Raw genomic sequence first — 16966 nt, forward strand, 5'->3', positions numbered from 1 at the left:
TGTGGACTTTCCACATTTTTACAGGCAATTTAATTGTCTAATTTCTCACGTCATTATAGATTCAAATGTTAGATAAAATCATTCAGTTTAGTATACGAAACAAATTCGTCATACTACTATTTACCCTTGCACTCATAGCATGGGGAAGCTATTCGCTTAAAAAATTACCACTCGACGCTCTGCCAGATGTAACTAATAATCAGGTTCAGATTATTACAACAGCACCAACATTGGCTAGTCAGGAAGTCGAACAATTAATAACTTATCCCTTAGAAAGAGCTGTTAAAACAGTTCCTAATGTAATAGAACTCCGCAGTATTTCCCGTTTTGGGTTATCAGTCGTAACTGTCGTTTTTGAAGACGACGTAGATATTTACTGGGCGCGGGAACAAATCTTTCAACGCTTAAAAGAAGCTGAGGAAAATATTCCAGATTATGTAAATTCTCCTGAATTAGCGCCAATTTCTACAGGTTTGGGCGAAATTTATCAATACGATGTGTATGCTAAAAAAGGCTACGAAAACAAATACAGTGCAATAGAACTGCGAACCATTCAGGATTGGATCATTATTCCGCAATTGCAAGGAGTGCCAGGTGTTGCCGAAGTAACTGCTTGGGGAGGAAAACTAAAGCAATTTGAAATTGCGGTGAACCCTAATACATTAAATAGTTTAGGAATTACCATCACAGAAATTTTTGATGCGCTACAAAAAAACAACCAAAATACCGGTGGAGCCTATATTGAAAAAGACCAATATGCCTATTTTATAAGAGGTGTGGGAATGGCGAAAGGCATTAAAGATCTTGAAAATGTAGTAGTAAAAAATCGAAATGGTTCGCCAGTTTTGGTTCGAAATGTAGCGCAGGTTCGTGAAGGCGTAGCATTGCGTTATGGAGCATCTACTAAAGACGGAAAAGGAGAAATCGTTTCAGGTATGGTTTTGATGCTGAAAGGAGAAAATTCCAGTGCCGTTGTGAATCGTGTTCACGAAAAAATGGAGCAAATCAATAAAAGTCTTCCGGAAGGCGTTGTTGCCGAAGCTTTTATTGACAGAGGAAAACTCGTTGATAATTCCATTAAAACGATTACAAAGAATTTATTAGAAGGAGCTTTAATCGTAATTTTTGTTCTGATTTTATTCTTAGGAAACCTTCGTGCGGGATTGATTGTCGCTTCAGTAATTCCGCTGGCAATGCTGTTTGCCGTTATTTTAATGAATGCCTTTGGCGTAAGCGGAAACTTAATGAGTCTCGGTGCCATAGATTTTGGAATCATTGTCGACGGTGCCGTAATTATTGTAGAAGCCACGATGCATCATCTGCAGAAATTCAAAAATAAAAAAGAATTAACGCAGGAAGAAATGGATGCTGAGGTTTACAATTCGGCTTCAAAAATTAGAAATAGCGCAGCTTTTGGAGAAATTATCATTCTGATTGTGTATTTGCCAATTCTGGCACTAATTGGAACCGAAGGAAAAATGTTCAAACCAATGGCCATGACAGTTGGTTTTGCAATTATTGGAGCATTTATTCTTTCGCTGACTTATATTCCGATGATGAGTGCTTTGTTTCTTTCGAAAAAAACAGAACACAAAGAAAATTTCAGTGACCGCATGATTGCGTGGTTAGAAAGCCGTTATACGCCATTATTGAAAAAAGCGCTAGAATTTAAAAAAGTTGTGCTTTCTGTTGCTGTCGGACTTTTTGCTCTTGCTTTTATTATTTTCCAAAATATGGGAGGCGAATTTATCCCAACAATCGAAGAAGGCGATTTGGCAATTAATGCAACCATTATGACGGGAAGTTCGCTTACGCAGATGGTCGAAACTACAACAAAATACGAACAGATTCTGAAAGCCAAATTCCCAGAAATTAAAACCATTGTAACCAAAATTGGAAGCGGTGAAATTCCGACTGACCCGATGCCGATTGAAAGCGGAGATTTGATTATTGTTTTAAAAGACAAAAAAGAATGGAAAGGAAAATATCATAATTGGGAAGAATTGGCCAATGCCATGAAAAAGGAAATGGAAATAATTCCCGGAGCCACTATCGAAATCTCTCAACCAATCCAGATGCGTTTTAATGAGTTAATGACAGGAAGCCGATCTGATATTGCCATTAAAATTTTTGGCGATGATTTGGAAATTCTGGACGCAAAAGCCACAGAATTAATTTCGAAAATAAAAGGAATTGAAGGAATCGGAGATTTAAAAGCGGATAAGGTGACAGGATTGCCTCAAATTACCATTAAATACGACTACGATAAAATTGCTCTTTACGGACTCAATATTTCAGATATCAATCAAATCATCCGTTCGTCTTTTGCAGGTGAAAGTGCCGGAAAGATTTATGACGAAAGCAAAAGGTTTGATGTTGTGGTAAGAATGGACGAAAACAATCGTGGAGACATCACAGATGTAAGCAATTTGTTTATTCCGCTTCCAAATGGCCAGCAAGTGCCACTTTCTCAAGTGGCTTCTGTTGAATATGAGCAAGGTCCTGTGCAGGTCATCCGCGAAGACGGAAAACGCAGAATCACTGTGGGATTAAACGTTCGCGGAAGAGATATTAAAAGCGTTGTCGAAGAAATTCAGGTAAAATTGGATAAAAACTTTAAACTTCCTGCAGGTTATTATGTGACTTATGGAGGACAATTTGAAAATCTGATTGAAGCATCGAAAAGGCTTTCTGTAGCATTGCCAATTGCTTTAGGACTTATTTTGGTCTTACTGTATTTTACTTTTAAAAGTGCCAAACAAGCACTGCTGATTTTTAGTGCGATTCCGTTATCGGCTATCGGAGGTGTTTTTGCGCTTTCGCTAAGAGGAATGCCGTTTAGTATTTCGGCTGGAATTGGTTTTATAGCTTTATTTGGAATTGCAGTTTTAAACGGAATTGTACTGATTTCGTATTTCAATCAATTAAAAGCAGAAGGAATCTCAGATCCGTTTCAGAGAATCTTGATCGGAACTAAAACACGTTTGCGTCCTGTTTTAATGACCGCAGCAGTAGCTTCATTAGGATTTCTTCCAATGGCATTATCCACAAGCGGGGGAGCAGAAGTGCAGAAACCTTTAGCAACGGTTGTAATCGGCGGACTAATCTCTGCAACTTTATTAACCTTAATCGTTCTGCCGATTTTGTACTTATTGTTGGAGAAGTTTAACCGCAGAGATAATTAGTAAATGAGAAAATTTGATAATTAGATAATTTATTACTACGTGCAGAAAATAATTTTTCTCGCAGATTAAGCAGATCTGGCAGATTAATTTAAAAAGAAAAAATCTGCTTAATCTGCAAGATCTGCGGGAGACAAAAATGATAAAAATGAAAAATTTAAAATATAAAAATCAATCGAAAAATCTCTGCTTCAGATGGTTATCCAGATTTCGGTTAATTGCATTTCTAATAGCAGGAACAGCAACATTTGCACAACAATCTATCAGTCTAGAAAAAGCCATAGAACTTGCCAAATCAAACAACATCGACTTAAAAATTGCTGATAAAGAAATTGAGAAACAAACCGTTCTCAAAAAAGTAGCTTTTCAGCCAGATCCTTTACAAGTACAGTATCAAGGCGGTCAGTTCAATAGTGCCGATTTTGACCATAACGTTTCGGTGCAGCAGTTTTTTCCTTTAGGAAACATTACAAAAGCGAATCGACAATTGCAGGAAGAATTGGCAAAATTGGCAGAAAAACGAAAAGCTTTGTCTTCGTATGAAATTGAAAAAGCCGTGACATTGGCATATTATCAATATTTGTATGGTGTTTCGATTCAGAAACTCAATACAGAATTAAATGATATTTACACGAAATTCCTAAAAAATGCAGAACTACGTTTTAAAACAGGGGAAAGTGGAAACATTGAAGTAATAAGCGCTAAAGCAAAAGTAAAGGAAATTGAAACCCAGAAAGCGCAATTGGAATACGATTTGGCCATTTATCAGAAACAATTGCAGTTTTTCATTCAGACAGATGAAAATGTAATTCCGGATTCAAATACTGCTTTGCAATATACTTTTATCGAAAATCAGGAAAATACAAAAGCTGAGACTTTAATGACCGATTTTTATCAGCAACAGATTTCGGTTTATCAGAAAGAAGTGGGAACATTTAAGGCGTTGCGAACACCCAAAGTTGGTTTAGGATATTTTGCTCAGACGATAAATACCGAATCTTTGTTTCAGGGATTTACAGCAGGATTGCAGATTCCGTTGTTTGGAGGTGTTAATACTACCAAAGCAAAAGCAGCAGAAATTAGTGTTTCGCAGTCTCAACTGGCTTTAGATCGAAATAAAATGATTCTGAATTTGCAAAGAGAAGAATTGCAGAATAACTTTCAAAAACAACAGAAAAATTTAGCGTATTTCCAAAATGAAGGTTTACATTATGCCGATCAGATTATCGAAACAGCACAAAAAAGTTATGCCAATGGCGATATGAGTTATTGGTCGTACATCAGTTTTTTGAATCAGGCGATTGATATTAAAAAACAATTTGCCGAGGCAACGCACAGCTATAATCAAAGCGCCATAGAACTTCAATTCCCAACCATCAAAAACAATTAATCATGAAAAATATATTTATGAATTTAACTGAAGATTTAACCGCAAAGCACGCAAAGATAAAACGCAATGTCCACAAAGGAATAAAACTTTGTGTCCTTTGCGGAGTCTTTGCGCTCTTTGCGGTTAATTTAAGCTGCAATGAAAAGAAAGCAGAAGAACCACAAGAAGAAGAAAAGTCAACTACAGAAGTGGCTTTAACCGTTTCTCAATACAAAACAATCGGAATTGAAACAGGAATTGTAGAAGATCGAAATCTGAATAAAATCATTAAAGCGAATGGATATACGACAGTTCCTCCGCAAAATTCAGCTGAAGTTTCGACTTTAATTGGTGGAACAGTAAAAGACATCTTTGTTTTGGAAGGAACATATGTAAATAAAGGGAAAGTTTTAGCAACGATTCAGAATCTGGAAGTTATCGGAATGCAGGAAGATTATCAGTCGGCTGTGGCTAATGTGGAATATTTGCAGTTAGAATATAACCGTCAGAAGACTTTAAGCGACGAAAATGTCAATCCGAGAAAAACTTTTCAGGAGGTAAAAGCCAAATTAGCTGCAGAAAGAGCCCGCGCACAGGCGGCAAAAAACAAATTGGATGCCTTACATGTTAATACAAAAGGAACGACATCAGTTGTGCCAATTGTTTCTCCGATAAATGGTTTTGTTGGAAAAATCAATATTGCGAAAGGCGCTTTTGCGAATACAGGAGTTTCGCTTTTTGAAGTCGTTGATAACAGTCAGATGCATTTGGATTTGAACGTTTATGAAAAAGATTTAGGTTCCATTTCGATTGGTCAGGTAATTGATTTTGTCTTAACGAATCAGTCAAATAAATCGATTAAAGGAAAGATTTTCGGAATCAATAAATCTTTTTCTAACGAAAGCAAAACGGTTGCCGTTCATGCTAAAATTGAGCCTGCTGATGCAAAAGGCCTGATTCCGGGAATGTATGTTTCTGCGAATATTAATATTGTTAATGCAACTGTCCCAGCGCTTCCAAAAGATGCCGTTGTCAAAAATGCTGATAAATATTTTGTGTTTATACAGGAGGAAGGACAAGTAGAAGAAAAACACGATCACAAAGAAGGAGAAAAAGAAGAAGCTCACGAAGAAGAAGTGCATTTTAAAGCCAGAGAAGTAATCCCAGGAACAACCGATTTAGGTTTTACCGAAGTGAAGTTCGTAAATGATATTCCAGCCAATGCTAAAATTGTGACAAAAGGCGCATTTTATCTACTTTCTGTGATGAAAGGCGGAGGAGAGCATACACACTAATTTTTTTAAGAAGCTAAGGTTCTAAGTTACTAAGGTGCTGAGTTTTTTATGCTGGAATTAAATTTGCTCGCAAAGGCGCAAAGACGCAAAGTTTTTGATATAGAGAATAAACGATCTATTTGTCATTTCGACGAAGGAGAAATCTCCGCGAGAAACTCTACAAAGATTGGATTTTGGGAGCAGAGCTACTTGTGGAGATTTCTCCTTCGTCGAAATGACATAAAACGAGAAAAAACTTTGCGTCTTTGCGACTTTGCGAGATTAACTCCATCAGACTTTAAAAAAAAACATAGAGGCTTAGCGCCTTTGTGGCAATAAACTTTACCACAAAATGCTTAAATTTAGAACATTATTTTAAACAAAGTTTCTCGAATCTAAAACTTGAAACTTTAAACTTGAAACTCTAAAAATGATACATCAAGATAAAGAAGTGAAAAACACAAAAAATAAAGCCAAGCCGTCTTGCTGTTGTTCACATGACGAGCCTGTGCATATTGATAATGAAGGACATGATCACGAAGGACACGATCATGAGCATAATGTTGAAGGGGGACTTTTCAAACTATTTCTGACATCAATTATATCATTTGTTTTATTGCTAATAGGAATTGGTTTTGATAACTATTTTCCCCAAAGCTGGTTTACAGGTTATGTCAGAATTGCGTGGTATGCAATCGCGTATCTTCCAATCGGACTTCCCGTTTTAAGAGAAGCTTACGAAAGCATTTTAAAAGGAGATATTTTCTCTGAATTTTTCCTCATGTCTATTGCCACAATCGGCGCTTTTGCCATTGGAGAATATCCAGAAGGTGTTGCTGTTATGCTGTTTTATACTATAGGCGAAACTTTTCAGGGAATGGCAGTTAGTAGAGCAAAATCAAGTATTAAAAGTCTATTGGATCAGCGTCCCGATGAGGTTCATGTTTTAGAAAACAATGTTGCAGTAAAAGTAAAAGCCAAAGACGTTCAGATTGGAGCTATTATTCAGCTAAAAGCAGGAGAAAAATTAGGTTTGGATGGCGAACTACTATCAGATTCCGCCTCATTTAATACAGCAGCTTTAACAGGAGAAAGTAAGCCAGCTACCAAAAAGAAAGGCGAAACTGTTTTGGCAGGAATGATAAACGGCAATACAATTGCCGAGGTTAAAGTAACAACAGCTTACAGCGATAGTAAATTATCTAAAATTCTGGAGCTGGTACAAAATGCCACAACCAAAAAGGCGCCAGCGGAATTGTTTATCAGAAAGTTTGCTAAAATTTATACGCCAATTGTGGTGTTTTTGGCAATCGGAATTTGTTTGATTCCGATGCTTTTCGTTCAGAATTATGTTTTCACAGATTGGCTTTACAGATCGTTGGTTTTTCTTGTGATTTCTTGTCCGTGTGCGTTGGTTATTAGTATTCCCCTCGGATATTTTGGTGGAATTGGCGCTGCAAGCAGAAACGGAATCTTATTTAAAGGAAGTAATTTCCTTGACAGTATTTCGACAATCCAGAATGTTGTGGTAGACAAAACAGGAACCATGACCGAAGGTGTTTTTAAGGTTCAAGAAGTCATTATAAAACCCGAGTTTGACAAAAACGAAATTCTAAGACTAGTAAATGCTCTTGAAAACAGAAGCACGCACCCCGTGGCAACAGCCATTCATAATCATGTTGGGCCAGTTGATTCTTCAGTAGAATTAAAAGAAATCGAAGAAATTTCAGGACACGGATTAAAAGCAACACACAACGGAAAAGAATTATTTGTTGGGAATTTTAAACTTTTGGATAAATATTCGATTTCATACGACATTGATGCATCTTCAATAGTCTACACTACAATTGCAATTGCGTATGAAGGCAGATTTGCTGGTTATTTAACCATTGCTGATGAAATTAAAGCAGATGCCAAAGAAACCGTTTCTAAGTTAAAATCTTTAGGAGTAAAACTTACGATGCTGAGCGGAGACAAAACCAATGTGGTTCAGTTCGTAGCTGATAAATTAGGAATTACAAAAGCTTTTGGCGATTTGCTTCCAGAAGATAAAGTCAATAAAGTCAACGAAATTAAAGCCAAAAACGAAACCATTGCTTTTGTAGGTGATGGCGTAAACGATGCGCCTGTAATTGCTTTAAGTACGGTTGGAATTGCGATGGGAGGTTTAGGAAGCGATGCTGCCATAGAAACTGCCGATGTGGTTATTCAGGATGATAAACCAAGCAAAATTGCAACGGCAATCAATATTGGCAAACAAACCAAAAAGATTGTGTGGCAGAATATTACATTGGCATTCGTAGTTAAGGCTTTTGTCTTAATTCTTGGCGCGGGCGGACTTGCCACGATGTGGGAAGCTGTTTTTGCCGACGTCGGTGTGGCATTGCTAGCGATTTTGAATGCCGTAAGGATTCAGAAAATGAGGTTTTAATGCTGATGTAAAGCAATAACAATCTCCTTCCATCTGTCTTCAGAGTAAAACTTTTGAAATGATCCATTAGATAAAAGATTTTTTAAACTTAAATCACCTCTAAGATGGTTTAGACTTAAAAAATCTAAAGCAATGCTTCGGAATTGTTCTTCGTTGGTTTGATTGTAAATTTTTGCAAAAAGTTCTGCTGCTTCAAAGTTTTGAGCACTCGTCATTCCACCTAAAATCATAGAAGCATTGTTGTAATTGTCATACACTTTTTGAAATTCTTTTGTTTGGTACCATTTCTTTGCTTCATTAATAAGTTTTAAGGTATCATCAATATCTTTTTTATCTTTTTTTGAAGCTTTTTCGACAGTTGGAAGTTCATAAATAAAACCGTAATTGAGAGCATAAATTTTTAGAGGCAAAAGTCCAAAAGAAACACGTCTTTTATCCGCTTCATTTTCTTTTAAAATTCTTCTAAAACCAGAAGCTTTGCCATTTCGTGTCCAATTTACTTGCGTTCCATAAAGTTGTTTGTAATTCAAATTGCATTGAACTCGATCGTATAAAAAAGCATAATTTTCCATGTCGAGTTCGTTGGTCTCCTTTAATTTTTTCATTTCTTGTAGAGCTTCTTTTTGAAACAGAATATCTTGATCTGAGTGCTGAACAATAAGCCAAAAATTATGAGCTCCATCTTTTCCTATTTGGGATATTTTTGGCCAACCGTTGGTTCTTAGAATCTCTTTTGCAACAGAAAAATTTTTATAATCCAGTTCATTAATTTTCTGCTGTAAAGCATTCAATTGTTCGGGATCTGAAGTCTGGATTTTTGCATATCTGATTTTTTGATCTTCAATTCCCATTGCGTTAATTTGTTTTCGAAGTTCCGGCATTTTTAATGTCTTTTCGTATTCCTGTTCTTTTAAACGTGCTTTTTGGGCAATGACTTTCCATTCTTCAGGATAATTGTTTCTAATAAAATCAAAATACGGATCTATCAGTAATTGATCAGCTTCGGTCCAGCCAGTATCTAGCGACAAATTTAAATACTGAAATGCTTTTGTTTTATTTTCGTCAAGCGAATACATTCCTGCCGCTTTGTAGGAATTTAAAGCATCTGGTTCTTGAATTGAAAATGCTTTCTCCAGTTTCGGAATAGCATTTTTATAATCTTTTTGAAGATGAAATAATGAAGCTTCTGCAATCAAAGCTTCGTAGTTCAAATTGTTTTGCCCTTCAGAAGTATAAAAACTAAATAACAGCAAGGCAAATCCAAATTGTTTCAGATATTTTAAAATCATTTTTCAGCTTTTTGGAAGATGAAAATACGAATTATATTTTTATATGTCTGAAAAAGAGTGTTTTAAAAATTCAATTCAATTATGTTGTCATTATTTTCCAAAGTTATTTTCACCGGATTGCTTTCAGATCGAATTTGGGTTGGATACCAATTTCTAGTGGGTTGTACCAAAATTAATAAACCTTCATGATCGCCAATGGCGGAGAATTTATCGGTATTTGTATTTTGAGAAAAGAAATGCAATCCGTGTTCTTCGATTAATTGTTTTCCAAGTTTGAATGGACTTTCGGTCACAATTCCGATTTCGCTTATGCATAAAATCGAAGCAGAATTAAATTCGCCAACTTGTTCATTATTAAGGTCATGTCGGGCAATGAATTCGAGTAAATTTCCATTGTGATCGAAGAAATAAATAGAATGCGCATTCCAATTTTCAAAATGAGTAACCACGCTTTTATCTTCTAAAACAATTAAATCCACTTTGTCTTTGCACCACTGAATGGCTTCTTCCAGTTGATTTTCGGGAATATTGAAGGCAAAATGATATATGGAATCAAACTCCTTATCCTCAACAAATTTTAAAATGGAAGTTCCAGCCTGAAATGTTATCGATTTTTGGTCATTTTCCAGAATAAAAAGTCCAAAAATGTTTTGATAAAAGGCTTTCGTTTTTTGAAGATCGTTTGTTTTGATTTGTATCTGATCTATTCTCATGACAATAATTTTTTATAAAAAGAAAAAAGTTTCTTTTGAATGACAATCAAATTTAAAGAATGTCAGTAATATCAAAGTTGCAACGCTATTTTATCCATCAATGAAAGGATAACAAATAAGTATTAATTGCAGTTAAATTACAGCTCTAAATATTTTATTAAAGTTACAAAAAGACAAAAGGTGATTGTTGTAAAATTATCGTAAAAACTTTCATTTTGTAATCTCTGCATTTAAATAAAAAAAGCCCGATCATCATCGGGCATTTATATTTTAATATGTAGCAGGTTTTCTAACATTCTTACCAACTTTATTATTCAAATCGTCTCCAAGATCTTCTCTTGCTTGATCTGCAATTTTCTGGATTTCGGCTACAATTTCAGGATATAATTGTTGTACATCACGAATTTCTCCCGGATCATGGGCTAAATCGTACAGCGCCATCGGAAATTCTGTGGAAGCTCCTTCACCACGGTAACCGTCTTTTCCTTGCAGTTTTTTATTGTAGGTTGTTCCTTTGTGTGGAAAAACCAGTTTCCAATGTTTGTATCGAATGGCTTCTAAATTATTGCCTCCATTTGCGAAATAGTAATAAAAAACGTCTCTTGGTCCTGAAGTCGTTTTTCCCGTCAAAACAGGAACAAAATTCAAACCATCAATTTGATTTTTTGGCAAAGATGCGCCCGTAATTGAAGCAATTGTAGGCAATAAATCCATATTGGTCATTAGCGAACTATTTACGGTTCCTGCATTTATTTTTCCTGGCCATCGAATTAAGAATGGAACTCTCGTACCGCCTTCCCAAGTTGTCGATTTTCCTTCTCTAAAACCACCAGAAGAACCCGCATTGTCACCAAATACTAACCACGGACCATTATCGCTGGTTAAAATTAAAACGGTATTTTTTGCAATTCCTTCTTTATCTAATGTTTTTATTATTTCGCCAATAGACCAATCCAATTCCATTATAACATCCCCAAAAAGCCCTAATTCGCTTTTGCCTTTAAATTTGTCCGAAACGGCTAAAGGCGCGTGTGGCAAAGGATGTGTTAGATATAAAAAGAAAGGATCTTTTTTGTTTTTCTTAATAAAAGCAACTGCTTTTTCCGTAAAAAGAGTAGTTAGTTTTGAAGCATCTTTGATATTTTCAATGGTGTCAATAATTGTTGTGTTACTGATTAATGGAAGCGGAGGGAAGCTAGAACGCATATCTTTAGCATCTGTAACTTTTGAGTAGCCATCATAATCAATTGGCCACACATCATGTGAATACGGAATCCCGAAAAATTCGTCAAAACCATAATTTGTTGGCCAATAAGGCAATTCATTTCCCAAATGCCATTTTCCGTAATTGGCAGTTTTGTAGCCGTTTTTCTTTAAAAGCGATGCAATCGTTTCTTCATTTGGATTTAAGGCATGCTTAGCGCCTGGAAGCAATACGCCTGACATTCCAATCCGATTTGGGTAGCAACCTGTTAATAAAGCGGCTCTCGAAGCAGTACAAATCGCTTGTCCGGCATTAAAGTTTGTAAATCGCATTCCTTCCTGAGCAATCTGATTAAAATGAGGCGTAGCGACACCTGTCATTCCATATGGCTCAGTGTCTCCGTAGCCCATATCATCCATATTGATGATAATGATATTGGGTTTTGAATTTGACTTTTTGCTTTGCGCAATACTCAACGAAGTAATTGCAAAAAGCACGAGTAAGAAGAAACTTCTTTTCATGATTTTACTGGTTTTTTGGATAATAAATAGTTTAAAGGCGTATAGTATAAGTTTGGTTGGGCGCAAATATATTTCTAATCGCTGTAATAAAAATAAAAAAGCCTGTTTCATTTATAGAAACAGGCTAGAAAATTTGTGAATTTTGGGGCGTATTCACAAATTTTTAATTTTAGATAAATTATTTAATAGATTACAAATTACTGTACAATAATTGCAACGTATGAAAGTCGGTTGATCCATCAAAATACTTATGCAACGCTTCTTGAAAAACCGGTTCAGTATTTTGAACGCTTGCAAATAATGTTAAGCAAGATTGAAGTCTTTCGTCATCTGGATTTCCAAATATTTCTGTTGCCGTTTTTTCCTCTGTTTTGATTAATTCAGAAGTTATTTCGATGAGATGTTTTCCTAAAATCGGATGTTCCAAAAAAGCGATCGCTTCATCGGCATTTTTGATTTCGTAGAATCTTGAAGTATCGCAAGATCCTGATCCTTTGATCTGCGGAAACACAAACCACATCCAAGGAGATTCTTTTTTACCTTTCTTAATTTCGGCAAGCGCAGATAGGTATAGCTTGTTTTGTGCGTCTAAAAAACGCATTAATTCGTTGTTGTTGTAGGACATTCTGTACTGATTTTATTTGGGGCAATCAGGTCATAAAACTACTCAAAAATTGTTTAGTTGTACACGCTGGGATCTTTTTTTTGAAGCTATTTTCAAAGAAATGCGAAACTAAAAATTTAAGCTTGTTTTTTGCTGAACAAACTGATTAGGATTTCGAATAAAAAGCCGAAAAAATAAAAAAATTGCAAAATCAGAATTAAAGCCTATTTTTATTTTAGCACTATTATTCGGACTAACGTCTTTTTTTATTGTTACAAAAATCAATTTTTACTGGTATTCCTGTTGCAAAATTTTTATTTTAGCGAAAGAGCATGATTGTGACCATTGTGGTGAATCATTTTTAAGACGGTATTTGTTTCGGAAAATGCCAAATTCTTCTAACGGGTATTTTCGCCCATTAAAAATAAAAAATATGAAAATAGGATTAATCGGATTCGGAAAAACTGGAAAATCTGTAGCTTCGATATTGTTAGAAAACAAGAAATTTTCTTTGGAATGGGTTTTAAGACAAAGCAAAGTTTTGCAACACAGATCTGTTCCTGAATTTTTTGGCATCGAATCAGACGAACCCGGATTAATTTATTCCAGTTCAGAAACCAATGCAGAAGAATTATTAGAAAAACATCCTGTAGATGTGATTATTGATTTCTCGTCAAGCGAAGGAATTTATGCTTATGGAAAATCTGCCGCTGACCGAAACGTCAAAATTATCTCTGCAATTTCGCATTATAAAGAGAAAGAAGTAAAATTTCTGAAAAAATTGTCTGAGCGTACGACAGTATTTTGGTCGCCAAATATTACGCTTGGTGTTAATTATTTATTGTTTGCAGCTAAGTTTTTAAAGAAAATTGCCCCTTGGGTTGATATTGAAGTCAACGAAGAACATTTTAAAGCAAAAGAAGGAACTTCGGGAACCGCGGTAAAAATTGCTGAAGCTTTAGATGTTGAAAAAGAAAGCATAAATTCGGTGAGAGCGGGTGGAATTGTAGGGAAACATGAAGTCATTTTTGGTTTTCCCTATCAAACGGTAAGATTGATTCACGAATCTATTTCGAGAGAAGCTTTTGGAAACGGCGTTATTTTTGTAGCCGAGAATCTAAAAGAAAAAGAAAAAGGTTTCTACAATTTTGAGGATATTTTGACGCCTTATTTTGCGGTGTAAGTTTGTTTTGTCGCTAAGTCCTGAGGCGCAAAGTCTTTTATTGAAAAAATAATTGGAGTGTGTTTGTTTTCCTGAGCTAAGTTGCAGGATAAGTTCAATGTATATTTAATCTCGCAAAGACGCAAAGACGCAAAGTTTTAAACTTAAAAATAAGGCTTCGCGACTTTGCGTCTTTGCGTCTTTGCGAGCAATCCTCTTATTTACTTTCTAAAAGTCAAAGCCTTCACATATTCTAAATTCATTTTAGCAATTGAAAGCACCGAAATTCCCTGTGGACACTCAATTTCGCAGGCTCTCGTATCCGAGCAAGCGCCAAAACCTTCTTCATCCATTTGTTTTACCATCGAAACCGCGCGTTTAGGAGCTTCAATTTTTCCTTGTGGCAATAATGCAAGATGCGTGATTTTGGCACCAACAAACAAAGCGGCACTGGCATTTTTGCATGAGGCAACACAAGCGCCACAACCAATACAGGCAGCAGCATCAAAAGCGGCTTCGGCAGTTTCATAAGAAATCGGGATACTATTTGCTTCGGGCGCCTGACCTGTAGAAGCACCTATAAAACCTCCAGATGCAATAATCGAATCAAAAGCTTTGCGATCAATTTTTAAATCTCTTAAAACAGGAAATGCTTTTGCTCTAAAAGGTTCGATATAAATAGTATCTCCGTCCTTAAAACTGCGCATATGAAGCTGGCATGTTGTGGTGTTTTTTAAAGGACCATGCGCTCGTCCGTTGATCATTACACCGCATTGCCCGCAAATTCCTTCTCTGCAATCATGATCGAATTCAATTACGCGCTCTCCTTTTTGAATAAGAGATTCATTCAAAAGATCCAGCATCTCTAGAAACGACATATGTTCTGAAACATTATCTATTTCATAATCTACCATTTCTCCTTTTGAAGCAACATCAAATTGACGCCATATTTTAAGATAAAGTTTCATAGATAATTATTAATTGTTAATTATGAGTTATGAATTATGAGTTATGAATTATGAGTTATGAATTGTTCATTAATAATTTACAATTCACAATTCATCATTTATTTATAGCTTCTCACTGCAAGTTCTACTGACTCAAATTTTAGGGGTTCTTTGTGAAGTTCGGGTTCGTTATTTAGTCCTTTCCATTCCCAAGCCGATACATAACAAAATTCATCGTCGTTGCGTACAGCTTCTCCGTCAGCCGTTTGATATTCTTCTCTAAAATGAGCACCACAGGATTCTTCACGCTGTAAGGCATCATAACACATTAATTCGGCCAATTCGATATAATCAGCAATTCGGCCGGCTTTTTCGAGTTCACTGTTTAAAGTGTTATCTCCAGTAATTCTGAGGTCTTTTTCAAATGAAGCTTTGAGTTCGCGAATTTCGATCAAAGCTTCTTTCAGCTTGTTTCGGCTTCGTGAAAGACCACATTTCTCGTAAAGAAGGCGTCCAATTTTTTTATGAAAATAATCTGCTGAAAGCGTTCCGTTGGTATGTAAAAAACGGTCCAGCTGTCTTCGGACTGTTTTTTCGGCTTCTTCAAAAGCGGGATGCGAAATATCTATTTTTTGCGCATTTAATTCTCCAGAAAGATAATTTGGAATTGTATATGGGGCAATAAAATAGCCATCAACGCAAGCTTGTAGTAGCGAATTTGCGCCAAGACGATTTGCACCATGATCAGCAAAATTAGCTTCGCCAAGGGCAAACAAACCTGGAATTGTAGTCATTAATTCATAATCAACCCAAAGTCCACCCATTGTAAAATGTGCCGAAGGCGAAATCAGCATGGGTTCTTTATAAGCATTAATTCCAGTAATTTTTTCATACATAGCAAAAAGATTACTGTATTTGGCTTCAATGGCATTTTTTCCTTGCGTTTTTATGGCGTCTGAAAAATCAAGATAGATAGCATTTTTCATTGGCCCAACACCATGTCCCGCATCAATTCTTTCTTTTGCCGCTCTTGATGAAATGTCTCGCGGAGCCAGATTTCCAAATGAAGGATATTTTCGTTCCAAGTAGTAATCACGTTCTTCTTCTGGAATTGAATTTGGATTTCGGTCGTCAGCAGCCGTTTTTGGAACCCAGATTCTGCCATCATTTCGAAGTGATTCCGACATTAAAGTAAGTTTTGATTGATTTTCACCATGTTGTGGCAAAGAAGTAGGATGAAACTGAATCCAGCTTACACCGGCCATAAAAGCGCCTTTTTTGTGTGCACGCCAAATAGCCGAACTGTTGCAGCCCATTGCCAATGTTGAGAGATAATATACTTTTCCGTAGCCACCAGAAGCTAATACAACAGCATCGGCAGCATGACGTTCTAGTTTTCCAGTTTCAAGGTTTCTTGCAATAATTCCTTTTGCTTTCCCATCAATTACAACTAATTCAAGCATTTCATGACGGGTATATAATTTGATTTTCCCTAATGCAGTTTGGCGTTCTAGCGCTTGGTAAGCACCTAATAAAAGCTGTTGTCCGGTTTGTCCGCGTGCATAAAATGTGCGTGAAACCTGAACGCCACCAAAAGATCTGTTGTTGAGATAACCAGCATATTCTCTTGCAAAAGGCACACCTTGGGCTACAGCATGATCGATCAAAGCTGCCGAACATTCTGCAAGACGATACACATTTGCCTCACGTGATCTAAAATCACCGCCTTTTATGGTATCATAAAACATTCGGTAAGTGCTGTCGCCATCATTTTTGTAGTTTTTGGCAGCATTTACACCGCCTTGAGCGGCAACAGAATGGGCTCTTCTGGCAGAATCCTGAAAACAGAAAGATTTGATGTTATAACCTTGTTCTGCTAATGAAGCCGCGCAAGAAGCTCCGGCAAGTCCAGTTCCGACGACAATGACGGTCATTTTTTTTCTGTTGGCAGGGTTTACAAGTTTAGCTTTAGCTTTGTAGTTGCTCCATTTATCGGCAAGAGGTCCTTCGGGTATTTTTGATTCCATCATTTTTACGGTTTAAAATGAATGATACAAAAGTTTAAACAAGAAACGGAATTATAAGAAAATCTAATTTACTATAAAAAATCGGTATTTTGTAAATAAAAAACTATTTTTTGCACATTAATAATGTGTCTTTAATTTATGATTTTTCACATGACTTGTTGTTAATCAATGGAATAGTAAAAAAAACAAACACAACTTAAATTCTTAAGCTGTGTTTGTTTCAAATGAGATCGATATGGATTA

The 16966-nt window shown here is 36.1% G+C and carries 11 protein-coding genes; 5 read left to right on the forward strand and 6 right to left on the reverse strand.

What is annotated here, in order from left to right; all coding sequences use genetic code 11:
- The first annotated feature begins 65 nt into the window (after positions 1 to 65).
- From SCB73_RS15780 to SCB73_RS15795, 4 genes are all read left to right on the forward strand, one after another.
- Entirely contained in the window at positions 66 to 3185 is a 3120-nt protein-coding gene (locus tag SCB73_RS15780) for an efflux RND transporter permease subunit (RefSeq protein ID WP_320567160.1), read from the forward strand.
- 145 nt (positions 3186 to 3330) lie between these two features.
- Positions 3331 to 4572 carry a TolC family protein gene (locus SCB73_RS15785; protein WP_320567161.1) on the forward strand — a complete coding sequence of 414 codons (1242 nt, stop codon included), beginning with the start codon at positions 3331 to 3333 and terminating at the stop codon, positions 4570 to 4572.
- A 2-nt stretch (positions 4573 to 4574) separates the two neighbouring features.
- Positions 4575 to 5846 carry an efflux RND transporter periplasmic adaptor subunit gene (locus SCB73_RS15790; protein ID WP_320567162.1) on the forward strand — a complete coding sequence of 424 codons (1272 nt, stop codon included), beginning with the start codon at positions 4575 to 4577 and terminating at the stop codon, positions 5844 to 5846.
- A 409-nt stretch (positions 5847 to 6255) separates the two neighbouring features.
- Positions 6256 to 8256 (forward strand): heavy metal translocating P-type ATPase, encoded by a 2001-nt coding sequence (locus SCB73_RS15795; RefSeq protein WP_320567163.1) that lies wholly within the window; start codon positions 6256 to 6258, stop codon positions 8254 to 8256.
- Here the strand turns inward: SCB73_RS15795 and SCB73_RS15800 are convergent.
- The 4 genes from SCB73_RS15800 to SCB73_RS15815 form a co-directional block, all read right to left on the reverse strand.
- Entirely contained in the window at positions 8253 to 9545 is a 1293-nt protein-coding gene (locus tag SCB73_RS15800) for a DUF6624 domain-containing protein (RefSeq protein WP_320567164.1), read from the reverse strand. The two genes, SCB73_RS15795 and SCB73_RS15800, sit on opposite strands and share 4 nt — an antisense overlap.
- Before the next feature lie 62 nt (positions 9546 to 9607).
- Positions 9608 to 10258 carry a VOC family protein gene (locus SCB73_RS15805; RefSeq protein WP_320567165.1) on the reverse strand — a complete coding sequence of 217 codons (651 nt, stop codon included), beginning with the start codon at positions 10256 to 10258 and terminating at the stop codon, positions 9608 to 9610.
- 270 nt (positions 10259 to 10528) lie between these two features.
- The gene (locus SCB73_RS15810; protein WP_320567166.1) at positions 10529 to 11983 is read right to left on the reverse strand and encodes a sulfatase family protein; all 1455 of its coding nucleotides are present in this window, start codon (positions 11981 to 11983) and stop codon (positions 10529 to 10531) included.
- Between the two features lie 190 nt (positions 11984 to 12173).
- Positions 12174 to 12608, reverse strand: a complete 435-nt coding sequence (locus tag SCB73_RS15815) for a DUF1810 domain-containing protein (RefSeq protein ID WP_320567167.1) — start codon at positions 12606 to 12608, stop codon at positions 12174 to 12176.
- Between the two features lie 412 nt (positions 12609 to 13020).
- Between SCB73_RS15815 and SCB73_RS15820 the strand changes: the two genes are divergently transcribed.
- Positions 13021 to 13770 carry a 4-hydroxy-tetrahydrodipicolinate reductase gene (locus SCB73_RS15820; RefSeq protein WP_320567168.1) on the forward strand — a complete coding sequence of 250 codons (750 nt, stop codon included), beginning with the start codon at positions 13021 to 13023 and terminating at the stop codon, positions 13768 to 13770.
- A gap of 200 nt (positions 13771 to 13970) precedes the next feature.
- Here the strand turns inward: SCB73_RS15820 and SCB73_RS15825 are convergent, their stop codons facing one another.
- Positions 13971 to 14717, reverse strand: coding sequence for a succinate dehydrogenase/fumarate reductase iron-sulfur subunit (locus tag SCB73_RS15825; RefSeq protein ID WP_320567169.1), 747 nt, complete (start codon positions 14715 to 14717; stop codon positions 13971 to 13973).
- A 98-nt stretch (positions 14718 to 14815) separates the two neighbouring features.
- On the reverse strand, positions 14816 to 16726 hold the full coding sequence (locus tag SCB73_RS15830) for a fumarate reductase/succinate dehydrogenase flavoprotein subunit (protein ID WP_320567170.1): 1911 nt from the start codon (positions 16724 to 16726) through the stop codon (positions 14816 to 14818).
- Between the last annotated feature and the right edge of the window lie 240 nt (positions 16727 to 16966).

This window comes from Flavobacterium sp. KACC 22761 (genome assembly GCF_034058155.1).
Lineage (GTDB): Bacteria > Bacteroidota > Bacteroidia > Flavobacteriales > Flavobacteriaceae > Flavobacterium.

Coding starts and splice junctions, on each gene's coding strand:
- SCB73_RS15820 (WP_320567168.1), top strand. CDS start 13,021: ATGAAAATAGGATTAATCGGATTCGGAAAAACTGGAAAATCTGTAGCT.
- SCB73_RS15805 (WP_320567165.1), bottom strand. CDS start 10,258: ATGAGAATAGATCAGATACAAATCAAAACAAACGATCTTCAAAAAACG.
- SCB73_RS15825 (WP_320567169.1), bottom strand. CDS start 14,717: ATGAAACTTTATCTTAAAATATGGCGTCAATTTGATGTTGCTTCAAAA.
- SCB73_RS15810 (WP_320567166.1), bottom strand. CDS start 11,983: ATGAAAAGAAGTTTCTTCTTACTCGTGCTTTTTGCAATTACTTCGTTG.
- SCB73_RS15785 (WP_320567161.1), top strand. CDS start 3,331: ATGAAAAATTTAAAATATAAAAATCAATCGAAAAATCTCTGCTTCAGA.
- SCB73_RS15790 (WP_320567162.1), top strand. CDS start 4,575: ATGAAAAATATATTTATGAATTTAACTGAAGATTTAACCGCAAAGCAC.
- SCB73_RS15780 (WP_320567160.1), top strand. CDS start 66: ATGTTAGATAAAATCATTCAGTTTAGTATACGAAACAAATTCGTCATA.
- SCB73_RS15815 (WP_320567167.1), bottom strand. CDS start 12,608: ATGTCCTACAACAACAACGAATTAATGCGTTTTTTAGACGCACAAAAC.
- SCB73_RS15830 (WP_320567170.1), bottom strand. CDS start 16,726: ATGATGGAATCAAAAATACCCGAAGGACCTCTTGCCGATAAATGGAGC.
- SCB73_RS15795 (WP_320567163.1), top strand. CDS start 6,256: ATGATACATCAAGATAAAGAAGTGAAAAACACAAAAAATAAAGCCAAG.
- SCB73_RS15800 (WP_320567164.1), bottom strand. CDS start 9,545: ATGATTTTAAAATATCTGAAACAATTTGGATTTGCCTTGCTGTTATTT.